15 protein-coding genes and 1 pseudogene are annotated in these 16,844 nt (G+C 67.3%); 11 read left to right on the forward strand and 5 right to left on the reverse strand.

Annotated features, from left to right (window positions below; all coding sequences use genetic code 11):
• Positions 1–4: 4 nt before the first annotated feature.
• Entirely contained in the window at positions 5–163 is a 159-nt protein-coding gene (locus tag QH470_RS31015; protein WP_280275923.1) for a hypothetical protein, read from the reverse strand.
• A gap of 319 nt (positions 164–482) precedes the next feature.
• Between QH470_RS31015 and QH470_RS31020 the strand changes: the two genes are divergently transcribed.
• Genes QH470_RS31020 through QH470_RS31030 form a run of 3 tightly spaced genes read left to right on the forward strand, consistent with a single transcriptional unit; the run spans position 483 to position 4,197 of the window.
• Positions 483–1,529, forward strand: a complete 1,047-nt coding sequence (locus tag QH470_RS31020; protein WP_280275924.1) for a ParB/RepB/Spo0J family partition protein — start codon at positions 483–485, stop codon at positions 1,527–1,529.
• The gene (locus QH470_RS31025; RefSeq protein ID WP_280275925.1) at positions 1,529–3,088 is read left to right on the forward strand and encodes a class I adenylate-forming enzyme family protein; all 1,560 of its coding nucleotides are present in this window, start codon (positions 1,529–1,531) and stop codon (positions 3,086–3,088) included. Before QH470_RS31020 ends, QH470_RS31025 begins: the two co-directional genes overlap by 1 nt.
• Positions 3,085–4,197 (forward strand): hypothetical protein, encoded by a 1,113-nt coding sequence (locus QH470_RS31030; RefSeq protein WP_280275926.1) that lies wholly within the window; start codon positions 3,085–3,087, stop codon positions 4,195–4,197. The genes QH470_RS31025 and QH470_RS31030 overlap by 4 nt, the downstream gene beginning before the upstream one ends.
• A gap of 47 nt (positions 4,198–4,244) precedes the next feature.
• Here QH470_RS31030 and QH470_RS31035 read toward each other — a convergent pair whose 3' ends face one another.
• Positions 4,245–5,288, reverse strand: a complete 1,044-nt coding sequence (locus tag QH470_RS31035) for a phosphotransferase enzyme family protein (RefSeq protein WP_280275927.1) — start codon at positions 5,286–5,288, stop codon at positions 4,245–4,247.
• Between the two features lie 219 nt (positions 5,289–5,507).
• On the opposite strand from QH470_RS31035, the gene QH470_RS31040 reads away from it, so the two are divergent.
• From QH470_RS31040 to QH470_RS31075, 8 genes and pseudogenes are all read left to right on the forward strand, one after another.
• Positions 5,508–6,245 (forward strand): hypothetical protein, encoded by a 738-nt coding sequence (locus QH470_RS31040; protein ID WP_280275928.1) that lies wholly within the window; start codon positions 5,508–5,510, stop codon positions 6,243–6,245.
• A 176-nt stretch (positions 6,246–6,421) separates the two neighbouring features.
• Positions 6,422–7,306: pseudogene (locus tag QH470_RS38360) on the forward strand (pyridoxal-dependent decarboxylase); the annotation flags it as partial.
• Positions 7,307–8,580: 1,274 nt separating this feature from the next.
• Positions 8,581–9,714, forward strand: a complete 1,134-nt coding sequence (locus QH470_RS31050) for a monodechloroaminopyrrolnitrin synthase PrnB family protein (protein ID WP_280275930.1) — start codon at positions 8,581–8,583, stop codon at positions 9,712–9,714.
• Entirely contained in the window at positions 9,714–10,376 is a 663-nt protein-coding gene (locus QH470_RS31055; protein ID WP_280275931.1) for a class I SAM-dependent methyltransferase, read from the forward strand. The genes QH470_RS31050 and QH470_RS31055 overlap by 1 nt, the downstream gene beginning before the upstream one ends.
• Positions 10,363–11,121 carry an HAD family hydrolase gene (locus tag QH470_RS31060; RefSeq protein ID WP_280275932.1) on the forward strand — a complete coding sequence of 253 codons (759 nt, stop codon included), beginning with the start codon at positions 10,363–10,365 and terminating at the stop codon, positions 11,119–11,121. Before QH470_RS31055 ends, QH470_RS31060 begins: the two co-directional genes overlap by 14 nt.
• Complete coding sequence (locus QH470_RS31065; RefSeq protein WP_280275933.1) at positions 11,118–12,284, forward strand: cytochrome P450; 1,167 nt, start codon at positions 11,118–11,120, stop codon at positions 12,282–12,284. The genes QH470_RS31060 and QH470_RS31065 overlap by 4 nt, the downstream gene beginning before the upstream one ends.
• The gene (locus QH470_RS31070; RefSeq protein WP_280275934.1) at positions 12,281–13,207 is read left to right on the forward strand and encodes a 3-oxoacyl-[acyl-carrier-protein] synthase III C-terminal domain-containing protein; all 927 of its coding nucleotides are present in this window, start codon (positions 12,281–12,283) and stop codon (positions 13,205–13,207) included. Before QH470_RS31065 ends, QH470_RS31070 begins: the two co-directional genes overlap by 4 nt.
• Positions 13,208–13,456: 249 nt before the next feature.
• Entirely contained in the window at positions 13,457–14,569 is a 1,113-nt protein-coding gene (locus QH470_RS31075; protein WP_280275935.1) for a nucleotidyltransferase domain-containing protein, read from the forward strand.
• On the opposite strand, the gene QH470_RS31080 is transcribed toward QH470_RS31075, so the two are convergent.
• From QH470_RS31080 to QH470_RS31090, 3 genes are read right to left on the reverse strand one after another with little or no spacing between them, the layout of a single operon-like run.
• Complete coding sequence (locus QH470_RS31080; protein WP_280275936.1) at positions 14,553–15,641, reverse strand: GHMP family kinase ATP-binding protein; 1,089 nt, start codon at positions 15,639–15,641, stop codon at positions 14,553–14,555. The two genes, QH470_RS31075 and QH470_RS31080, sit on opposite strands and share 17 nt — an antisense overlap.
• Positions 15,631–15,900 (reverse strand): phosphopantetheine-binding protein, encoded by a 270-nt coding sequence (locus QH470_RS31085; protein WP_280275937.1) that lies wholly within the window; start codon positions 15,898–15,900, stop codon positions 15,631–15,633. The genes QH470_RS31080 and QH470_RS31085 overlap by 11 nt, the downstream gene beginning before the upstream one ends.
• The gene (locus tag QH470_RS31090) at positions 15,897–16,805 is read right to left on the reverse strand and encodes an ROK family protein (RefSeq protein WP_280275938.1); all 909 of its coding nucleotides are present in this window, start codon (positions 16,803–16,805) and stop codon (positions 15,897–15,899) included. The genes QH470_RS31085 and QH470_RS31090 overlap by 4 nt, the downstream gene beginning before the upstream one ends.
• Positions 16,806–16,844: the final 39 nt, after the last annotated feature.

Below are 16,844 nucleotides of genomic sequence, written 5' to 3' on the forward strand. Positions count from 1 at the left end.
TGCGCTACACGCACTGGGGCGGGGTGACGATCGGCGGCGGGTTCATATCGCAGGTCCCAGGAAGGTCCGTCGGTGCGCTGTCGAAGTGGGGCAGGAATGCGGCCGGCGCGGCGAACAGCAATGCTGCTGCCGTGCAGAACAGAATTCCCTTCGGATTCGCCATATGGCGGACATTATGTTCCACGCCGGCGCGTCGATATCCGGAGCAAATATTTCTGCGCAATACGCGCATGTCAGAACGGGAATTTTTCGTCCGGACCGGATATCCGCGAGATCGTTCGTGACAAATGTCCGATGACGTCCGGACCGGATATCCCATCCGTGCTGTTCGGGCTGCATTCGAGCAGTTCACCACCCCTGAATCGGTTGCCCGCCCACAATGCCGCCTCTACTGTCGGGGAGCAGATGTGTGGCTTTCGGGAGGAAACATGACGGATTTCGGTCCGGACAATTCTGTGCGTGCGACAGGGGACGATTTTTCGGTGACATTCTCCTCGCTCGCATGGATTTCCGCGCTGCCCGTCGAGAACGTGCCGGTGGAATCGATATCGCTCGAGAATGTGCAGCGGGTCCGTGGCACGACGAGCGGCACCCACGTGAATCTCCTCGCGGAGCTGGCCGAGGGACTACCGCCCATTCTGGTGCATCGGGCGACGATGAGCGTCGTGGACGGGGCGCACCGGCTGCAGGCGGCGGTCGCCTGCCGCCGGAAGACCATTGCCGTCAGGTTCTTCGACGGCACCGCCGCCGACGCCTTCGCGCTGGCCGTGCGGATGAATGTCGCGCACGGGCTTCCGCTCTCCCTGGCCGAGCGCAAGGACGCCGCCCGCCGTTTGATGGTCTCTCACCCGCAATGGTCTGATCGCGTCATCGCCGACACGGTCGGGTTGTCGCACAAGACCGTCGGCGCCGAGCGGAGGTGTTCGAGTGGAGAAAATTCCCACTCGAACAACCGGATCGGCAAGGACGGCCGAATTTGCCGCCGCGAAGTCGCGGAGGGCAGAGTCGCGGCCGCCCGGATCATCGCTGCGCGACCCGATGCGTCACTGCGGGAAATCGCCAAGGAAGCGGGGATTTCGGTCGGTACGGCCAAAGATGTTCGTGACCGCATATCGCGGTCGGAGCCTGTCGTTCCGCGCTACAAGAATATCGGCGCACCCGTTCCTGCGGGCTCCCACGTAGCGCTGGTACCGCAGTCGACCACGCCCGAGCCGTCCGGCATTCACGCCGACCCCGCGACCGCTCGCACCGTGTCGGCGTCGATCCAGAACCACATTCTGCGCAACCTGTACAACGATCCGTCGCTGCGGTTCAACGACCGGGGCCGGCTGTTGCTCCGCCGGATTGCCGCCGCGGTGGTCGACGTCGAATCGTGGGAGCGGATCACCGGCGACATACCGGCGCACTGTCGCGGTTCGCTGGCCAAGCTGGCTCGCGCCAACGCCAGGACCTGGGAAGACCTCGCCGACCGGCTGGAATCGGCGATGATCGCCGACGACGTGGACGTCGCGCTGGGAGGTGGGGCGTGATGTCCGATCCGCACCTGTACCGAGGGCGGCCCTGGGACCGGCCCCTGCTGAATCCGCCGGAGCTGATGGAGCGGCTGCGCGCGGCCGCGGCCCGCCACGCCACGCGAACCGCCATCACCGAGGTGACCCCGCGGGGCGAGCCGACGCGATCCATCAGCTACGCGCAACTCTGGCGGGATATCGAGGAGCGTGCACAACGAATCCCGTCGGCCGAGACCGGGATCGGGGGAACACTGGCCACCTTGGTGGAGAACACGATCGATTCCCTGACGACCGTGTTCGCGATCATCCGGGCCGGCGCCGCGGCGGTGCTCATAGATTCCGCCGAAACCGTCGAACGCCGGACCGAGATGCTGGCCGCCCTGGCCTGTCCGCTGGTGGAGACCACGGACAACGGCAAGGTGGTGCTGCCCCCGGCCCCGCCGCGGGTCGTGACTCCCGAACTCGCGAGCCCCTGGCGCACGGCGGTCGTGGTATTCACCACCGGATCCACTGCGGCCTCGAAACCCGTTGCCCAGAGCGGCTATTCGATAGCGGTCAATGCCGAAGCCGTCGCCCGGCACCACCGGCTCGGTGTGGGTACCACGCTCGTCTGCCCGCTTCCCGTTTCTCACGTCAACGGTCTCGAATTCGGTATCGTCGCCACCCTGCTCGCCGGTGGGCATGCGGTGCTGGTGCATCGTTTCGACCCGCTGCATTTTGTGCGAGTGCTGGAGCAGTTCCGTGCGACCATCGCGACGACGGTTCCGAGCGTTCTGGGCGTCATGGCCGAGACTCGTGGCGGGAGCATCCCGGCCGAACTGCGATATGTCGTCAGTGCCGCCGCTCCGCTGCATGCGGCGACCGTCGAGTCGCTGTGGGACCGCTTCCGGCTACGGGTGGTCCAGGGGTACGGCCTGAGCGAGTGCATGAACTTCGCGACCACCATGCCCACAGATCTGTCCGAGGCGGACTACCTGGCGTTGATGACGAAAACCGAAGCGCCGCCGGTCGGTTCGGCGCTGCCCGGATGCGAGGTGGCGGTGCTGGACGAGCGCGATGCCGAGGTGTCCGAGGGCGAGATCGGCGAGGTCTGCGTGCGCGGCCACTCGATCATGACCGGGTATCTGGGCAACCCGGAGGCGAATGCGGCTGCCCTGCACGGTGGTTGGTTGCGCACCGGGGATCTGGGCAGGTTCGCAGCGGGTCCGGACGGCCGGGCGTATCTCTCGATCACCGGCCGCATCAAACACATCGCGAAGTGTGGCGGGCTGGGTGTTTCGCTGGAGGAGATCGAGCGCGCCGTTCGCCGCCTGCCCGGGGTGCGTGATGCCTGCTGTGTGTCCCGGTCGCATGCCTCGCTCGGCGAGGCGGTGACCCTCTACGCGGTCGTGCGCGGCCCGGGCGAGGGTGGGACCACCTCGGCCACCTTGCGCGAACGCGTCGCCACCGTCGTCGATCCGGGTCGGTGTGCGCTCCGCCTGGTTCTGCTCGACGAGTTGCCGAAGTTGCGTTCCGGCAAGCCCGATCGGGTGACGCTGGCCGGTAGAGCGCGGACCGGCGAGGGTGTGTGCTCATGACCCGGCGGGTGGCCGCGGTGAGCGCTACGCCGGCCGTCGACGCCGCAGTGGAAGACATCTTCGGCACAGCAGAACTCGGCACGGGTCTCACGGTCGCCGGAGTGGCACTCGCCGACCGCTCCGCCCGGTACCTCACCGACGAACCGAACACGCTGCGTTATGCCCGAGATGTGCTGCGCGGCACCGATGCTCCCGTGTCCGGCGACGAACTCGTGGATGTGGTCACCTCGCCCGAGGCACTCACCGCCTTGGTCGCGGCCGCCGCCGACCGGCCGCCCGAGTACTGCCGACCGACCAGGTCATCCCGCATGCGTGTGCTGCGCCACGGCGAAGACCGGCTGTATTTCGACACCGACGCGGTGCCCGATCACGTCGTCCGCCACGGTCCCGGGCGCCTTACGGTAGCCGCGATCCCCGGCCCGGATCGTTGTCGTTTCGGCGTCCGATATCTCCGCGAGCTGTGGTATCGGCAACTACGTGCGGAGGGCTTCTCCTGCTTTCATGCCAGCAGCGTCCGAATGCCTTCGGGCGGGGTCGTACTGCTGGTCGGCGACTCGGGAGCGGGCAAGACCACGCTCGCCTTGGCACTGTGCGTCTACGGCGGCGGTGAACTCGTCGCGAACGAACGCACCTTGGTGCGACCGAACGACGACGGCATAGAGGTGGTCGGCCTGCCGTCGGCGATCCGTCTCGACGACCGGACCGTGCGAATGTTCGGCTGGCAGAACTGGATTGGTCAACCGTGCTGGAATCCCGAGCGGAACAGGAAGGCGAAGCTGGAGCGGCTGCCCGGCGAACTGGCCAGATGGACCGGCATCGGATCGTCCTGCGGGGGGCCGCTCGAGGCCGTGCTGCTGCCGGGCCCGGAGCTGGTCGGAACAGGGTGGATCGAAGGGACCGCGGAGCATGTGCGAGAGACGTTGCGACGCAACTGTTATTCGCCGGTCGATCCGCTCTGGCCGGAGGATTGGCTCGGAATCGGCGACACGAGCACTGCTTCCACAACTACTGTCGTCCACCGTCTCATAGCGGGCACGCGCTTCATGACCTGCCGCACCGCGGGTCCGCCGAGCACGCTCGTGCGGCACATCGACAGTCTGCTCGGCTGAGACCGGAGGCACAGCACGCGCCCGGCGGGCCGGACACGCCACCCGGATCAGGCCCGACCGCGAGTCAGAGCACGCGTGATGTCCCGCAGCCGATCGGCCTCGGTGCGGCGCGCGTCGATGCGGGCGGCCAGCCAGTCCTCGTCCACCGCCGTACCGGCGGCCAGCGCCTTGCGCACCGGAAAGAACAGATGCGGCGCGGTCGCGGCGCTGAGCCAGGTCAATTCGGGAAGAGGTGCCGAAATCGCTTGTCCCGCCGACGTACTCCGATAGCCCGCCACGACCGCCGCTGCCAGTGCCGGTTCGGGCACGCGCTTCCCGTCTATCTTCCGCTCACTGAACCAGCGCACCACGTTGGCAAGTTCCTCGGTCGGATCGATCAACGCTATCCGGCCGATGTCGACGGCGCCCACCACCGCGCCGCGCCGAATCAGGACGTTGGGCACGTTGAGGTCACCGTGGCCGGCCAGGCGGCAGGACAGCTCGCCGACCGAATCCACTTGCCGGCGAATGTCATCCACATGCCGGCTCATGATCCGGCCGATCGTCGCCGGCATCCCGACGGTCAGTGCGGAGAGTTCGTCGGCCACCTGTCTCGCCCAGCCGAGCAGGCTCTCGGTCCCGAGTCCCTCGGTCCGGGTGAAATCCGTTGCGGCGCCGTGCAGAGATGCGAGCAGCCGTCCGGCGCCGTGCGCAATGGCCTCGGTGGGCGTCTCTATTCCCGCGTCGGCGGGCAGCCACTCGAATCCGACAGCTCGATACCGGGTATCCGCGCCGTGCGCGACGACCCACTCGCCGCCGGACGGGACGCGGCGGGCCGGAAAGGGAATCCGCCGCTGCTGCAGGTGGTCCACGAACCGCAACTGGGCGCTCAGCAGCTCGTCGCTGTACCACTGGTGGCCGAGCCACGACCATTCCCGCTCGGCGATCAGCCGCAACACCATCGGATCGCCGCCGGTGTCGACCCGCCAGGCGGGATCGTGATGGTGATCGCCGTCGTCGAGATTCAGCAGGGTGGTCGCCGAATCGGCCGGGATACCGTATTCGGACAGTATGTGCTGCAATACCTCCGGTGCGATCGCACTGATTGCCATGATTCTCCTGTCGCTGCCGCCTGACGCTGCGAGCGTATCTCGCCGTGTTTTCACAGCGGCGCCCGAGTGCCGTTCGATACCGCCGCGGTGTCGAACGCCATTTGAACGGCCTTGCCTCGGTTTCGGTTTTCGATACCGTTGGTCCAGCGGGTTCGGCCGGCTCGCCGATTATTCGATTCCGACCTGCAAGAGCTGCACGGGGGAAATGTGGAAAAAGTGATGAAGCACGATCCGGACGATGTCGACGAGGTGCACGACATCCGCGTGTTCCGGGATGCCGGCAGCTGCCGTCTCACTCCCGTGGCGCAGTTCGATCCCGATGTCGCGCTCGCGGTCGTGTCCGCATTGGCGGGTATCGTGCGCCGTGCGCATTCCGCACCGGGCGCCAAGCAGCAGGACCGGGACGGTATCGTCCGCGCGCAGATCTTCGAGGAGGGCGACGTCTACATGCTCGACGCGCCCTTCGACGGATTCTTCGCCGACCGCTATCTGATGGATTTCTACGATGTGAACGAGCGGAACATCTGCTCCCGGATGCATTTGCACACCGGCCTTCGATTCGTGCGCATGATGACCGGTCCGGCCACCCGCATTCGCGTGTCGAGTCTGTCGCCGCTGGATATCGTCGGGGTCGACGGCCTGGAATCCTTCCATATCGATCGGTTCGCCGACGCCGTGCCCGACGTGCCGGACGAGATGGAATTGCCGCGTTACAACGCCATCGTCCCGGAAAATTCGTGGGTCGATATGCAGATTCCGCGCGGCGTCTCTCACCAGTTCAACGCTGTGGGGCCGCATGCGGTCATCGACTCGGTGCATCCCGAGGAGTCGATCGAAGTCTTCCGCGAACAGATGTCCGGTTATCGGATGATGGCGCAGACCATTTTCCTCGCGGAGGACAATCCACCCGCCGAAGCGTGTGTGGGTGTTCGCGCCGAGCGAGGTGGGTCTTGGTAGACCTGCCGGAGGGCTGGACCGACTCCGCGCCGTTTCCCGCCACCGCTCTCGACGACCGCGAAATACAGTCATATCTGGACGATCGCCTGGCGGAGATCCCGTCGTGGCACGCGGGCCCGGATGTCGTCCGATTCGGTGTGCCGATGCCCGCACCGGATCCGCTGGCCCTGGCGGCGATGCATCGGTTCACGGCCCGCAACAGCAACAATGTCGGCATTCACACCCGATTCGGCGACGGTGCCGCCGGCACCCGCCGGGTGGAGAAGGAGGCGCTGAGCCTGCTCGGCGGCCTGTTCCACGGCGGCGCGCTCGATGGCTACGTCACCTCCGGCGCGAGCGAAGGCGCGTTGCAGGCCGTCCGGATCGGGCGGTCCGTACTGCGTGCGGCCGGTACCGCCCCCGTATTGATCACCTCGGAACTCGCTCACCCCTCCGTGTTCAAGGCGGCGGATCTGGCCGATCTGCGGGTGGAGCGTCTCAGCGCGGCGGGACCGTCACGGACCACCGACCCGGAGGAACTGGCCGATCTGCTGGAAAACCTTGCCGCCGAAGGTATTACCGGATATCTGGTCATCTCGACGGTGGGGTATTTCGGTACGGGCGGAGTCGACGACGTGTCCGCGTTGTGCCGGGTCCTGGACCGGCATCGCGACCGGCACCCGGGCACGGCGTACTACCACCACCTGGATGCGGCGTTCGGCGGCCTGATTCTTCCGTTCACCGATCCGGCGAACGCGTGGGATTTCCGGAATCGCGGGGTGCATTCCCTCGCCGTGGACCCGCACAAGTCCGCCTTGGTGCCGTACAGCTGCGGGGTATTCCTCTGCCGGAAAGGACTTCTCGAGCACATCGCCTATGTGGCGGAGCAGTCGGGCGTGGTGGACGAAACGGTCTCGGGGTCGCGTCCCGGTGCCGCCGCGGCAGCGCTCTGGGCGGCGCTGATGGCCCACGGCTTCGAGGGATTCCGGTCGATATACACATCGTGTGTGGAATTGCGCGACCGGTTGCGTGCCCGCATCGCCGAGATCGACCCGCAGGCCGAATTCGTCGCGCACCCTCGAATGCCGGTTCTCGCAGTGAGTTTCGGCGGCGACGGCACGCGGCTGCCCGCGACGCTCGAGGATCGGTACCGCCTGCACGCGGCCCGGTTGCCCGGCGTACCCGCCCGCGATTTCTACCACCTCTATGTGGTAGCCGATCATCGCCCGGAGCATGTGGAGCGGCTGGTCCAGGATTTGGACGCGGCGTTGCCGACGGCCGCCGGTTCGCGGCCCCGGTCGGCGGAGCGGCTGGTGACCACCGTCGCTGCGGCCGGTCGCGCTACGGCCTGCCCGCGGCACGTGCTCGTGCATCCGCCGGGACAGCGCGATCCCAGTCGATATCCGAGCGGATATTCCTTCCATACCTTCGTGCCGCGCAAGCAAACCGCCGAACCGTTCCGGTCCATCGAGCTGACGAGATCGACGCTCTGCGATTCGCCGCTCGTGCTGTACGCCCCGGATCTCGACCGTCCCTTCGAGAACGAACTGGGGGGCATCGCGCTGGACGGCCGCTTCCACTTCGAAGTGCTGGATTCCTACCAGCAGCAGCTGTCGCTGATCGGCGCGGCGCACCTCATCCTGCACTCGGACGGAGATTCCGGACGGGCGGTCGCCAACTTCCATGCGGACGGCAGCTTCCGATCCCTCGAATTGCGCACCGGCAATGCGGGATCCGCCGATGAAGTGCAGATCTTCGAGAATCGGGTGATCGTGAAAATGGGGAAGAGTTCGAAGTCCGTCTATCGAGGTTCGAACGAGTACTCCTTCTCGGTGGACACGGCAGCCGAGATACGTGTGGACCTGCGGCCCGGCGCCGCCGCGGCGAAAGTCGTGCACGCGCAGTACAACTACGATCCGCGGCTGCCCCGGCGCCGGCATATGCGGCGCGAGTTGTACCGGCGTTTCCCCAACCGGTTCTTCGGGGAGATTCTCGCCTTCGAGGTGGGCGTGGCCGGGGCACTCGACTGGGCGGCACATCCGTGGCCGCGGCGGCACGGTGTGGAAGCGGGACTGCTGCAGGAATCCGCGGTCGCCGGTTCGAGCCGCACCCGTGTCGACATCGCGGACCGAACGCTGACGCTGCGCGTAGCGGCCTGTCACGGCGACGCGAGTTACCGGCTGCGTCTTCCGCTCGACACCGGCCACCGGCTCGCGAGTTCCCTTCCGCGGCTGGATGTTTCCCATCCGTCAGCGCTGGAACCGACGATAGTCGCGGCCCACGGTGAGGCGCTGTACGCGGCGCTGGACCCGGTCGTGAACAGCCTGCGCGTCACGGCACTCACCGAGGCGATCTCATGAGCCGAGAGGATCTCATACCGTCCGCCTACCGTGACGGCCTCGCCCGGGCCTGCATGGTGTCACTGCGCGAGGATCACACCGTGGCCGCGGCCGACCCGTTCGACGCCGACGAACCGATGTCGGCTCGACTCGCCTCGTGGAACGAGGAATCGGCCTGTACCGCACTGATCGAGCTCGCCGGCCACATGGTCGAGCGCCTGCATCGGATGCGTGACCTGGACTGGGTCAGCGCGGCGGGGTGCATGCGTGACCTCGGATTCGTTGCGGCCTCGCTGATCCGCCACGGCGCGCCGATCGAGGCGGTGGCCGGTTTGGAGCCGGCGTTGCTCCGGCTCGGCCGGGCCACCGACGAGGTGCCACGCGACACCGTGTACAGCTACGCGACCCGCAACCCGGACGGGCCGCGCCGCCGGACCTTCACGGCGCATCCGCAGGAGCGGCTGTTCATCGACGCGGTGACCGAGGGCATGCATGCGCTCGGGCACACCATCGAACAGCTGGAGTTCGCCGGTGCGATGGCGCTGGGCTCCGACGCCTCCGTCCACCACATCGAACAGGCCGCGGTGCATCTGCGCCGGATGATCCGCGCGATCCGGTCGGTGATCCAGAATTTGAGCCCGGAACTGTTCACCTACGAGCTGCGACCCTATTTCCCGCCGATGCGCCTGGGCGGCGAAGTGTACTTCGGCCCCGGCGGCGCGCAGATGCCGCTGCTGGTCGTGGACGTCATGCTGTTCGGCTCGGACTGGTCGACCGGACCCGAACTCGAGGCGTATCTCGAAGCGAACGCGGCGTATCTTCCCGCGCCCTATCGCCGCCTGGTGGACGCGTATCTGCATGTGCCCTCGATGTTGTCGGCGTGGATCGTGGAGGCGCGGCGGCAGGCCGCCGCCGGTGTGCCACGGCATCGACCGCTGGAGGCGCTGCGGGCGGTGGAGGCTCTGCTCAAGGCGCTGTTGCGATTCCGGCATCCGCATCTCAATCTCGCCCGGTCGAATTTCAAGATCCGGCCGCCGGAGTCGCTCGGCAGCGGTGGGTACCAGGTGGATTCGCTGACCATGCTCATCGAGCAGACCACCCGCGCGCAGGCGGATCTGCATACGACGATCACCGCGTTGGAGGCCGGCTGATGCGCGAGACAACGGCACTTACCCGGGCGTTCTGGGAGCGCCCCGACATCGTCGCGGAGTTCGCCGAGTTGGCGCCGCCCGACTACTGGCGCGTCGAACTGGCCGCGCTCCCGGAAGGGAGCCGAGTCCTCGACCTGGGTTGCGGAGCCGGACGGAATACCGTTGTGGCCGCAGGGCTTCCGCTGGTTGTGCACGCGTGCGATGTCAGCACCGGAATGCTCACCGCCGCGCGGCGCGCGGTAGCGGAGCGGGCGCCGGGACGGGTTGTTCGGTTCGAGCAGGCATCGTTCGACGCGCTGCCCTACGACGATCTGTCGTTCGATGCGGTACTCGCGAGCGGTGTCCTGCACAACGCGCCGGACCCGGCCGTGCTGCGAGCGGCGATCGGCGAGATCGCACGAGTGCTCACGCCGGGCGGGAAGCTGCTGCTCAATGTCTTCACCGATGCGATTCACCCGCGGGGATGGCATCGCGTCCCGGGTGAACCGGTGTACCTCGACGGCGGCGGCGCCGCCATGACATTGCTTGCGCCGGAACGCTTCCTGCGTGAACTGAACGATTTCGCGTTGGTCCCGTCGGTTTCGGTGACGACCAAGGTTTCGATGGTGGGCTCCGGCCGCCGTGCCGTTCTTCTGGGGGTGTTCCGCCATGACCGCGGATGAGGCTTCGCGCCCTCGAACCCCGCACCGGGCAGAGGATTTCGGCGACGGACTGTCGTGCGGCTGCACGACAGGCGGCTACGGCGTGCTACTCGACTTCGACGGGCTCGTTCTCGACAGCGAGGGAACGGCACTGTCGGTGCTACGTGCGATGTTCGAGGAGCGCGCCACCATGCTCCCGGAAGCGTTGCCGCACTTGATGAACGGTGTTCTCGCTTTCGCGCGCTCATCCTTGACCATGGTCGCCGCGGACGACCCCGTCGAGGCGTTGCTCGACGAGTTCGAGCAACGTTGTGTCGAGCGCTGCGGCGAACTCGCGGCCATGGACGGCATCACGAACCTGCTCGACACGGTGTCCGAGCACGGCGACACGGTGGCTGTCGTGACGAACAACGAAGCCGGCTGGGTCATGGACCAGCTGACCAGACTGGGGCTCCGCGGCAAGGTGGTCGCCCTCGTCACTCGCGACGGCGACCCCGGGTGCCGGGCGAAACCGAGCCCCGATCTCTATCGGAAAGCGGCCGCGCGAGCAGGACTCCCGGACGGGCGGCTGATCGCCGTCGAGGATTCACCGACCGGCGTAGCGGCCGCCACCGCGGCCGGGCTGGCCTGTGTGGCGGTGCGCAACCCGGCCTTTCGCGGCCTGCCCTTCGACGCCGCCGACCTCGTCGTGGATTCGGCTCTGCTACTGGATTCGTGCACGCTCCGGAAGGTGCTCTCGGTTCGTGCCGAGCAGGGGTGGGCATGAAAATCTCAGCGAGCGTGTCGGATTCGATCGTCGCCGTCGTCACCGGCACGGCGGAATTCAACGCCGACCCCGGGGCGCACTACCGGCGGGCCGCCGCCGCAGCGTTCGATCTGGTGTGGCTGGACGAATTCGAGGCCTGGGTCTGCGGTTCGCTGCCCGTCGCCGAGGAGGTCTTGCGGTCGCCGGAATACACCGCGGACCCGTGGTTCGACGTCGCGCCCGAGGACGCCTCCGAGGATGCGCGGCTCCGCGAACTCCGCTCGGGCTGGGCAGAGTTCGCCGATCCCCCGCGACACACGGCCCTGCGCGAATCCGTGGCCGCCGCCATGCGCCCGGCAGCGGTCGGCTGGAGCGGTCGGTCGCCGTTGGGGCGCGCGGTGGCAGCCGTGGCCGGGGATCTGCGGGCCGCCGCCGGACCGCTGGACGTCGCGGCGGTACTCGACACCGACCTGTGGGAAGCGCTGCTCACCTCCGGGCTGGGCCTCTCGCCGGCGACCGTGCGTCAGGTGCACGACGGGCTGGATTCGGTGATGACGTGCGTGACCGACGACGGCACGCCGGACCAGCGGGCGTGCGCGGCAGCGACCGTCGGCGCCGTGGCGAATGTGTCGCTGCTCAACGTCCTTTCGGACGCCACACCCCTGCCTGCGGCGGCCTGTCTGGTCCTCCACAACGCGCTGCGGGACCCGGCGGCCGTGGCGTATTTCAGCGACGCGGTCCGCCGGGACGGGGCCCGGAAGCAGTGGCAGCACGTGCGTTCGGGGATCGATGAACTACTGCGCCTGGATCCGGTACAGACCTGGACGATGCGCTTCAGCAGAGGCCCCGGGCAGTTGGCGGGGCGGGACATCGGGGCCGGCGCGCGGATCCTCGTCGTGCCCGGTATCGCCAACCGTGACGCCCGATGCCTGCGCCGCCCGGACGATTTCGATCCCGCTCGCGGCAGCGCCGGAGTCGCCTTCGGCGCGGGCCACCACTCCTGCGCCGGGCGCACGCTGGTGCTCGACGTGCTGGCGGCGCTCGTGCGCGAACTCGCCCCGGTGCTTGCGGACTTCCGGATCGCCGGTGCGTGCACGTGGATCGAGGAACCCGGATTGCGCCGCATGCGGTGCTTTCCCGTTGTCCTCGAATCCCGGACCGGAATGGAGAGCGGCCGCCGATGACGATGTATCTGAGTTCGTTCGGCGTCGCGCTCGGCGATTTCGTTCCACTGGACCGCCTGCCCGGAACGAGTGCGGCGGACGTCGCCGACCATCTCGCCGACGGGCTGTCGGGTGTCCGGGTATCGCACGCGTCGCCCTTCGAATTGGCGACGCGGGCGGTCCGCCGGTCGCTGCGCGGCGGCTCCGCCGAGCCGGTGGACCACATCGTCTTCGCCACGGCGACCGCCAACGCGCGCGACGCGACGTCCTACGAGCTGGCCGACTTCCTGCGCGCCTGCGACCTGGTGGAGACGCCGGTCGTCGGCACCGGCATGAATCGGTGCGCGAATTTCGGTGCGCTGCTGGGTGTGGGCGGCTCGTTCCTGCATGCCGGGACGGCCCGCAAGGTGCTGCTGGTGACCGCCGACGGACCTCCACTGGGTGAGCGGATTCTCGCCGGTGGTATCGGAATCTTCTCCGACGGCGCGGCCGGCGCGGTACTTTCCCGTGCCGCTCCACCGGGTCCGCATTTCGTGGTCCGGGGCCATCGCACCGTTTCCGACGCGCGGCTGGCCGCGGCCCCCGACCTGCTTTCCGATCCGCGCGCCGCGATGCGATTTCTGGACCGTATAGACAATGCACTGGATTCCTTGCTGAGCGATTCCGGAACGACGCGGGAAGATATTACGATCCTGGTCACCAATAATTATCTGACGAGTACGGTCGAACAGATCGCCGAAATAATGGACGTTCCGAATGCTACCGTCTTTCGTGACAGCTATGAATTCGGCCACTGCTTTGCCGCGGATCCACTCCTGGCACTGTCCGAACTGGCTGCGAGCCAACGTCTTGTCGGCACAAATGTGCTGGTGGCGGCGACGGCTATCAATATCTGGTCGCTTACCCTACTGCAATACGGCCGGGGTGTTCGAGAGCATTCTTGACCGCCGGAGAATGCGATTGATATTTTTCTCCGGCGATCGCAACAACCTGTAGAAAACCTATTCAGGGGAGGAGGTTGAAAATGAACACGAAGCGCGGAGTTACCGGTGCCAAGACGTTGTCCCTGGCGGGGCTGCTGAAGGCCCGCCGGACGCAGAAGTAGCGGATGCTGCATCAAGGCATCGGGCGGGCTGTTGTCAGCCCGCCCGATGCTTTTTCGTTCATGTCGTGGAATACCTGAGGAATGACCGATGACGATAACGCCCGAGGCGGAGCTGGTACTGCGGCTGTGCCGCCCGCATCCGACCGCCGCGCAGCTCGAGCGGGCCGAAGTGCTGCTCGCCGCAGAATTGGACTGGGGCCGGGTGATCGACCACGCGGCCCGCCATCGCGTGCTGCCCGCCGTGTGGACACATGTCTCGACGCTCGGCCGCGCGGGTGTGCCGCAGATGCACCGCCACCTGGCACGGGCGGCGATCGTTTACAACGCGCAGCGCGCGCACGCGCTGGAGAACGAATTCCGCGCGCTGCGAGCGGCATTCACCCAGGAGAGCCTGCCGACCATGGTGCGCAAGGGCATCTATCTGGGCTGGGCCGTCTATCCCGACCCGTCGTGGCGGTACATGACAGATATCGATCTGCTCATCGACCGCGCCGATATCGGGCGTGCCAGGGAGCTCATGCACCGTCTCGGATATCGGCAAGGCGCCGTGTCGGAGGACCATCGGACCGTGGCGCCCATCCGCCGCGAGGTCGAAGCGTTCTGGTTGCTCAATGCCTCGTCGCTGCCGGCGTTCCTGCGACCGACCAGCGACTCGGCGATGCGGGTCTTCCACGTGGATTTGCGCCATCACATCCTGGAACCGGCCATGGGTAAGCGCTTCGATATGGCCGAATGGTTCGATCGGAGTCGCACCGACTGGCTGCTCGGCGCGCCGACGCGGATACCGTCACGCGCGGATTTCGTGCTCGATCTGTGCGTGCACCTGTATCGGGAGGCGGTGACCCTGACCACCATCGAGGCGGGCAAGGACATCACTCTCGGAAAGTATGTCGACATCGCGGAGGTGCTGTCCGCTCCCGCCACACGACCCGACCCGCAGCTACTGATCGCCCGCGCCCGCCAGGATTCGATCGGCAGCGAAGTCTATTTCGCGTTGCGGCACACCGAATCTCTGCTGCCGGGATCGGTGGACGCGGCCCTGCTGTCGGCGCTGGCCCCGGCGGACGAGGCGTATCTCGACGAATACGGCCGTATCGACGGCCAACCGGGCCGGTGGCTCGACCCGATCACGGTCCGCGCCTTCGACTACGAGCGACGACGGACCGTGACAGGGCGCTCCCGGCTTATTCGATCGAGTTGACGCGGTAACCGCCGTTCCACGGCCGCGACCGGTAGACGACCATGTCCTCCGCCTCGAAGGCTTTCCGGCACATCTCCAGGTCCTGCCCGATCGCGAAGAACGTGGGCCCGACCGATGAAATACCGAGGAACAGTGTCGTTTCGGCGTACCAGAGCGGCCGCAACCGCTCCGCGAGACGGTCCAGGCCGGGCAGGACGAACGCGCAGTTCGCGATGCTTCCCATGTCGAACCGATAGTCGAAAACCAGTTCGCCGAGCGGACGGACATTGTCGCGGGCCAACTCCGGGAGACAGTGGTGCAGCAGCCGGTAGGCGATTTCCGGGCCGTGTTTCCGGCCGGTTCGCACGAAGCCGTCCATATGCGCCACCTCGTCCGCCAGCAGGTCGTCGGCGGTCCGGTCGAGGAATGCCCGCGGCGTGGCGAGCAGGATATCGACGTCGTCCAGTCGCGCCGTGGCGATGGGTACCCCCGCGCCCGCCAGAACGATCACCGAGCCGGCGACATGACCGGCGGCGGCCGACCCGCCCAGGCATTGCACGGGAACGAGCAGATCGTCTGTCCCGCTTTCTTCCCCGTGATTCTGGGCGAGGTATCGAATCATGTGCTCCGGGCCGATCGGACGGCCGTAGAGTTCGTTCATCGCCGCCGCGACCGCCGCGATGAGCGAGCTGGTGGAACCCAGCCCGGAATGGCGCAGGAAGGGCAATTTCGGGGCGTGGATCTCGAGGCCGTCGTCCACACCGAGCGCAGCGCGCATGATTCCGACGGCGTGCCGTATCACCGGCGGCCGATCGGAATCCGGCCCGATGCTCAGCTCCCTTGGACGACCGGTGCGGATCACCTCCACCGTGCGGGTTTCGGAGATACTGAGCACGACCTCGCCCGCCGAATACCGGTGGTCGTCCGTCGGCGCCACGAGTGCCGGATCAATCGCCATCGCGTTGATTCGCAGCGGGTACTCCAGGCTGATTCGTCCTGCCGGAGGTGCCGTGTCGACGGCGAATCCGAGCGGATTCGATACGGTCCCGGGCGGGAACCGAGTGAGCGGCCGTGCGCCGGTGTCAGCGCGCATCGCCGGCTCCGGTGCCGAGCAGCGGTGCGACCGCGTCTCGCACATTTCCCAGTGTGCGAAAGAGTTCCCGGTCCAGCAGCTCGTCCGGTATCCGGACGTGGAAACGGTCCTCCAATTGCAGCAGTACACGCAGCGTTTCCAGCGAAGTCATGCCGAGCATGAACAGGTCGTCGCCGGAACCAATGTCGCGCGGGTTTTCCAAGTCGGTGACGTCGGCCAGTATTGCCCGCAAGGTCGGAGTGATATCCGGGGTGGTCATGATTGCGTGGTCTCTCTCGTCGATAGATGGGTCCGAGCACTCCCCGGGACGATCGGAGTGACGGGCGGGGGTGCGAGCGCGGTCTCGACATACCAGGCACCGAGCAGCGCGGGATTGGGGACATCGGCGCGGACCACCTCCGGGCGGCCGGTCGCACCGAGATCCAGGTGGGCATCGCCGAGCCGGTCCCGCAGGCCGGCGGTCACAGCAGGCAGGCGGCCGCGCGCACCGCCGAGGACGACCACGTTCACGCCGAAGACGCGACATGCGGTGGCCGTCGCCGCCGCGAGCCGGTCGAGCACGACCTCGCAGGCATCGCGCGCGCACCGCGAATGTTCGCCGGCGCCACCGAGTCCCGCGGCCGCCGGGCACTGTCGCCGGACGCCCCGCGCGCTCGCCGCGCGCATCAGATCGGTCGAACCGATCCGCAAATCGGCCAGTTCGAAACTGTGGTGGCCCCGTATCAGGACCTGCTCGTCGATGACCGCGGCACCGACTCCGGTACCCAGATTCAGGTACAGGAGGGTCTCCCCCGCCGCGGTTTCCCGACGCCCGGCCGCGGCGATCGCGGCGAGATCGACATCGTTCAGCAGCCAGGTCGGCGCACCGGTGACGGCGGCCACATGTGCTCCGGACAGGATTTCCCGGCAGCGCGCCGGAACGGCGTGCGACCGATGCAGCATCGATGTGCGGTAGTCGACCACCCCGGGCACCGCGATGACGACCCGGTCCAGCGGCTCGGCCGCCCACAGTCGCAGCCGGGCGATGACCGGTTCCAGTTCCTCGCTCAATTCGCCCCACGGGAAGGCGATCAGTTCATCGATGACGTCCGGTCGGCGGACCCGGGCCATTCGAATGCCGCTGCCACCGATATCGAGCACCACCGCTCTGCTTCCAGCGGACAATATCCCCTCCCTGCTTCGGTTGTTCAAAACAACGGATAA

The sequence above is a fragment of the Nocardia wallacei genome, assembly GCF_029868745.1.
Classification (GTDB): domain Bacteria; phylum Actinomycetota; class Actinomycetes; order Mycobacteriales; family Mycobacteriaceae; genus Nocardia; species Nocardia wallacei_B.

Coding starts and splice junctions, on each gene's coding strand:
- QH470_RS31015 (WP_280275923.1), bottom strand. CDS start 163: ATGGCGAATCCGAAGGGAATTCTGTTCTGCACGGCAGCAGCATTGCTG.
- QH470_RS31025 (WP_280275925.1), top strand. CDS start 1,529: ATGTCCGATCCGCACCTGTACCGAGGGCGGCCCTGGGACCGGCCCCTG.
- QH470_RS31030 (WP_280275926.1), top strand. CDS start 3,085: ATGACCCGGCGGGTGGCCGCGGTGAGCGCTACGCCGGCCGTCGACGCC.
- QH470_RS31035 (WP_280275927.1), bottom strand. CDS start 5,288: ATGGCAATCAGTGCGATCGCACCGGAGGTATTGCAGCACATACTGTCC.
- QH470_RS31040 (WP_280275928.1), top strand. CDS start 5,508: ATGAAGCACGATCCGGACGATGTCGACGAGGTGCACGACATCCGCGTG.
- QH470_RS31050 (WP_280275930.1), top strand. CDS start 8,581: ATGAGCCGAGAGGATCTCATACCGTCCGCCTACCGTGACGGCCTCGCC.
- QH470_RS31055 (WP_280275931.1), top strand. CDS start 9,714: ATGCGCGAGACAACGGCACTTACCCGGGCGTTCTGGGAGCGCCCCGAC.
- QH470_RS31060 (WP_280275932.1), top strand. CDS start 10,363: ATGACCGCGGATGAGGCTTCGCGCCCTCGAACCCCGCACCGGGCAGAG.
- QH470_RS31065 (WP_280275933.1), top strand. CDS start 11,118: ATGAAAATCTCAGCGAGCGTGTCGGATTCGATCGTCGCCGTCGTCACC.
- QH470_RS31070 (WP_280275934.1), top strand. CDS start 12,281: ATGACGATGTATCTGAGTTCGTTCGGCGTCGCGCTCGGCGATTTCGTT.
- QH470_RS31075 (WP_280275935.1), top strand. CDS start 13,457: ATGACGATAACGCCCGAGGCGGAGCTGGTACTGCGGCTGTGCCGCCCG.
- QH470_RS31080 (WP_280275936.1), bottom strand. CDS start 15,641: ATGCGCGCTGACACCGGCGCACGGCCGCTCACTCGGTTCCCGCCCGGG.
- QH470_RS31085 (WP_280275937.1), bottom strand. CDS start 15,900: ATGACCACCCCGGATATCACTCCGACCTTGCGGGCAATACTGGCCGAC.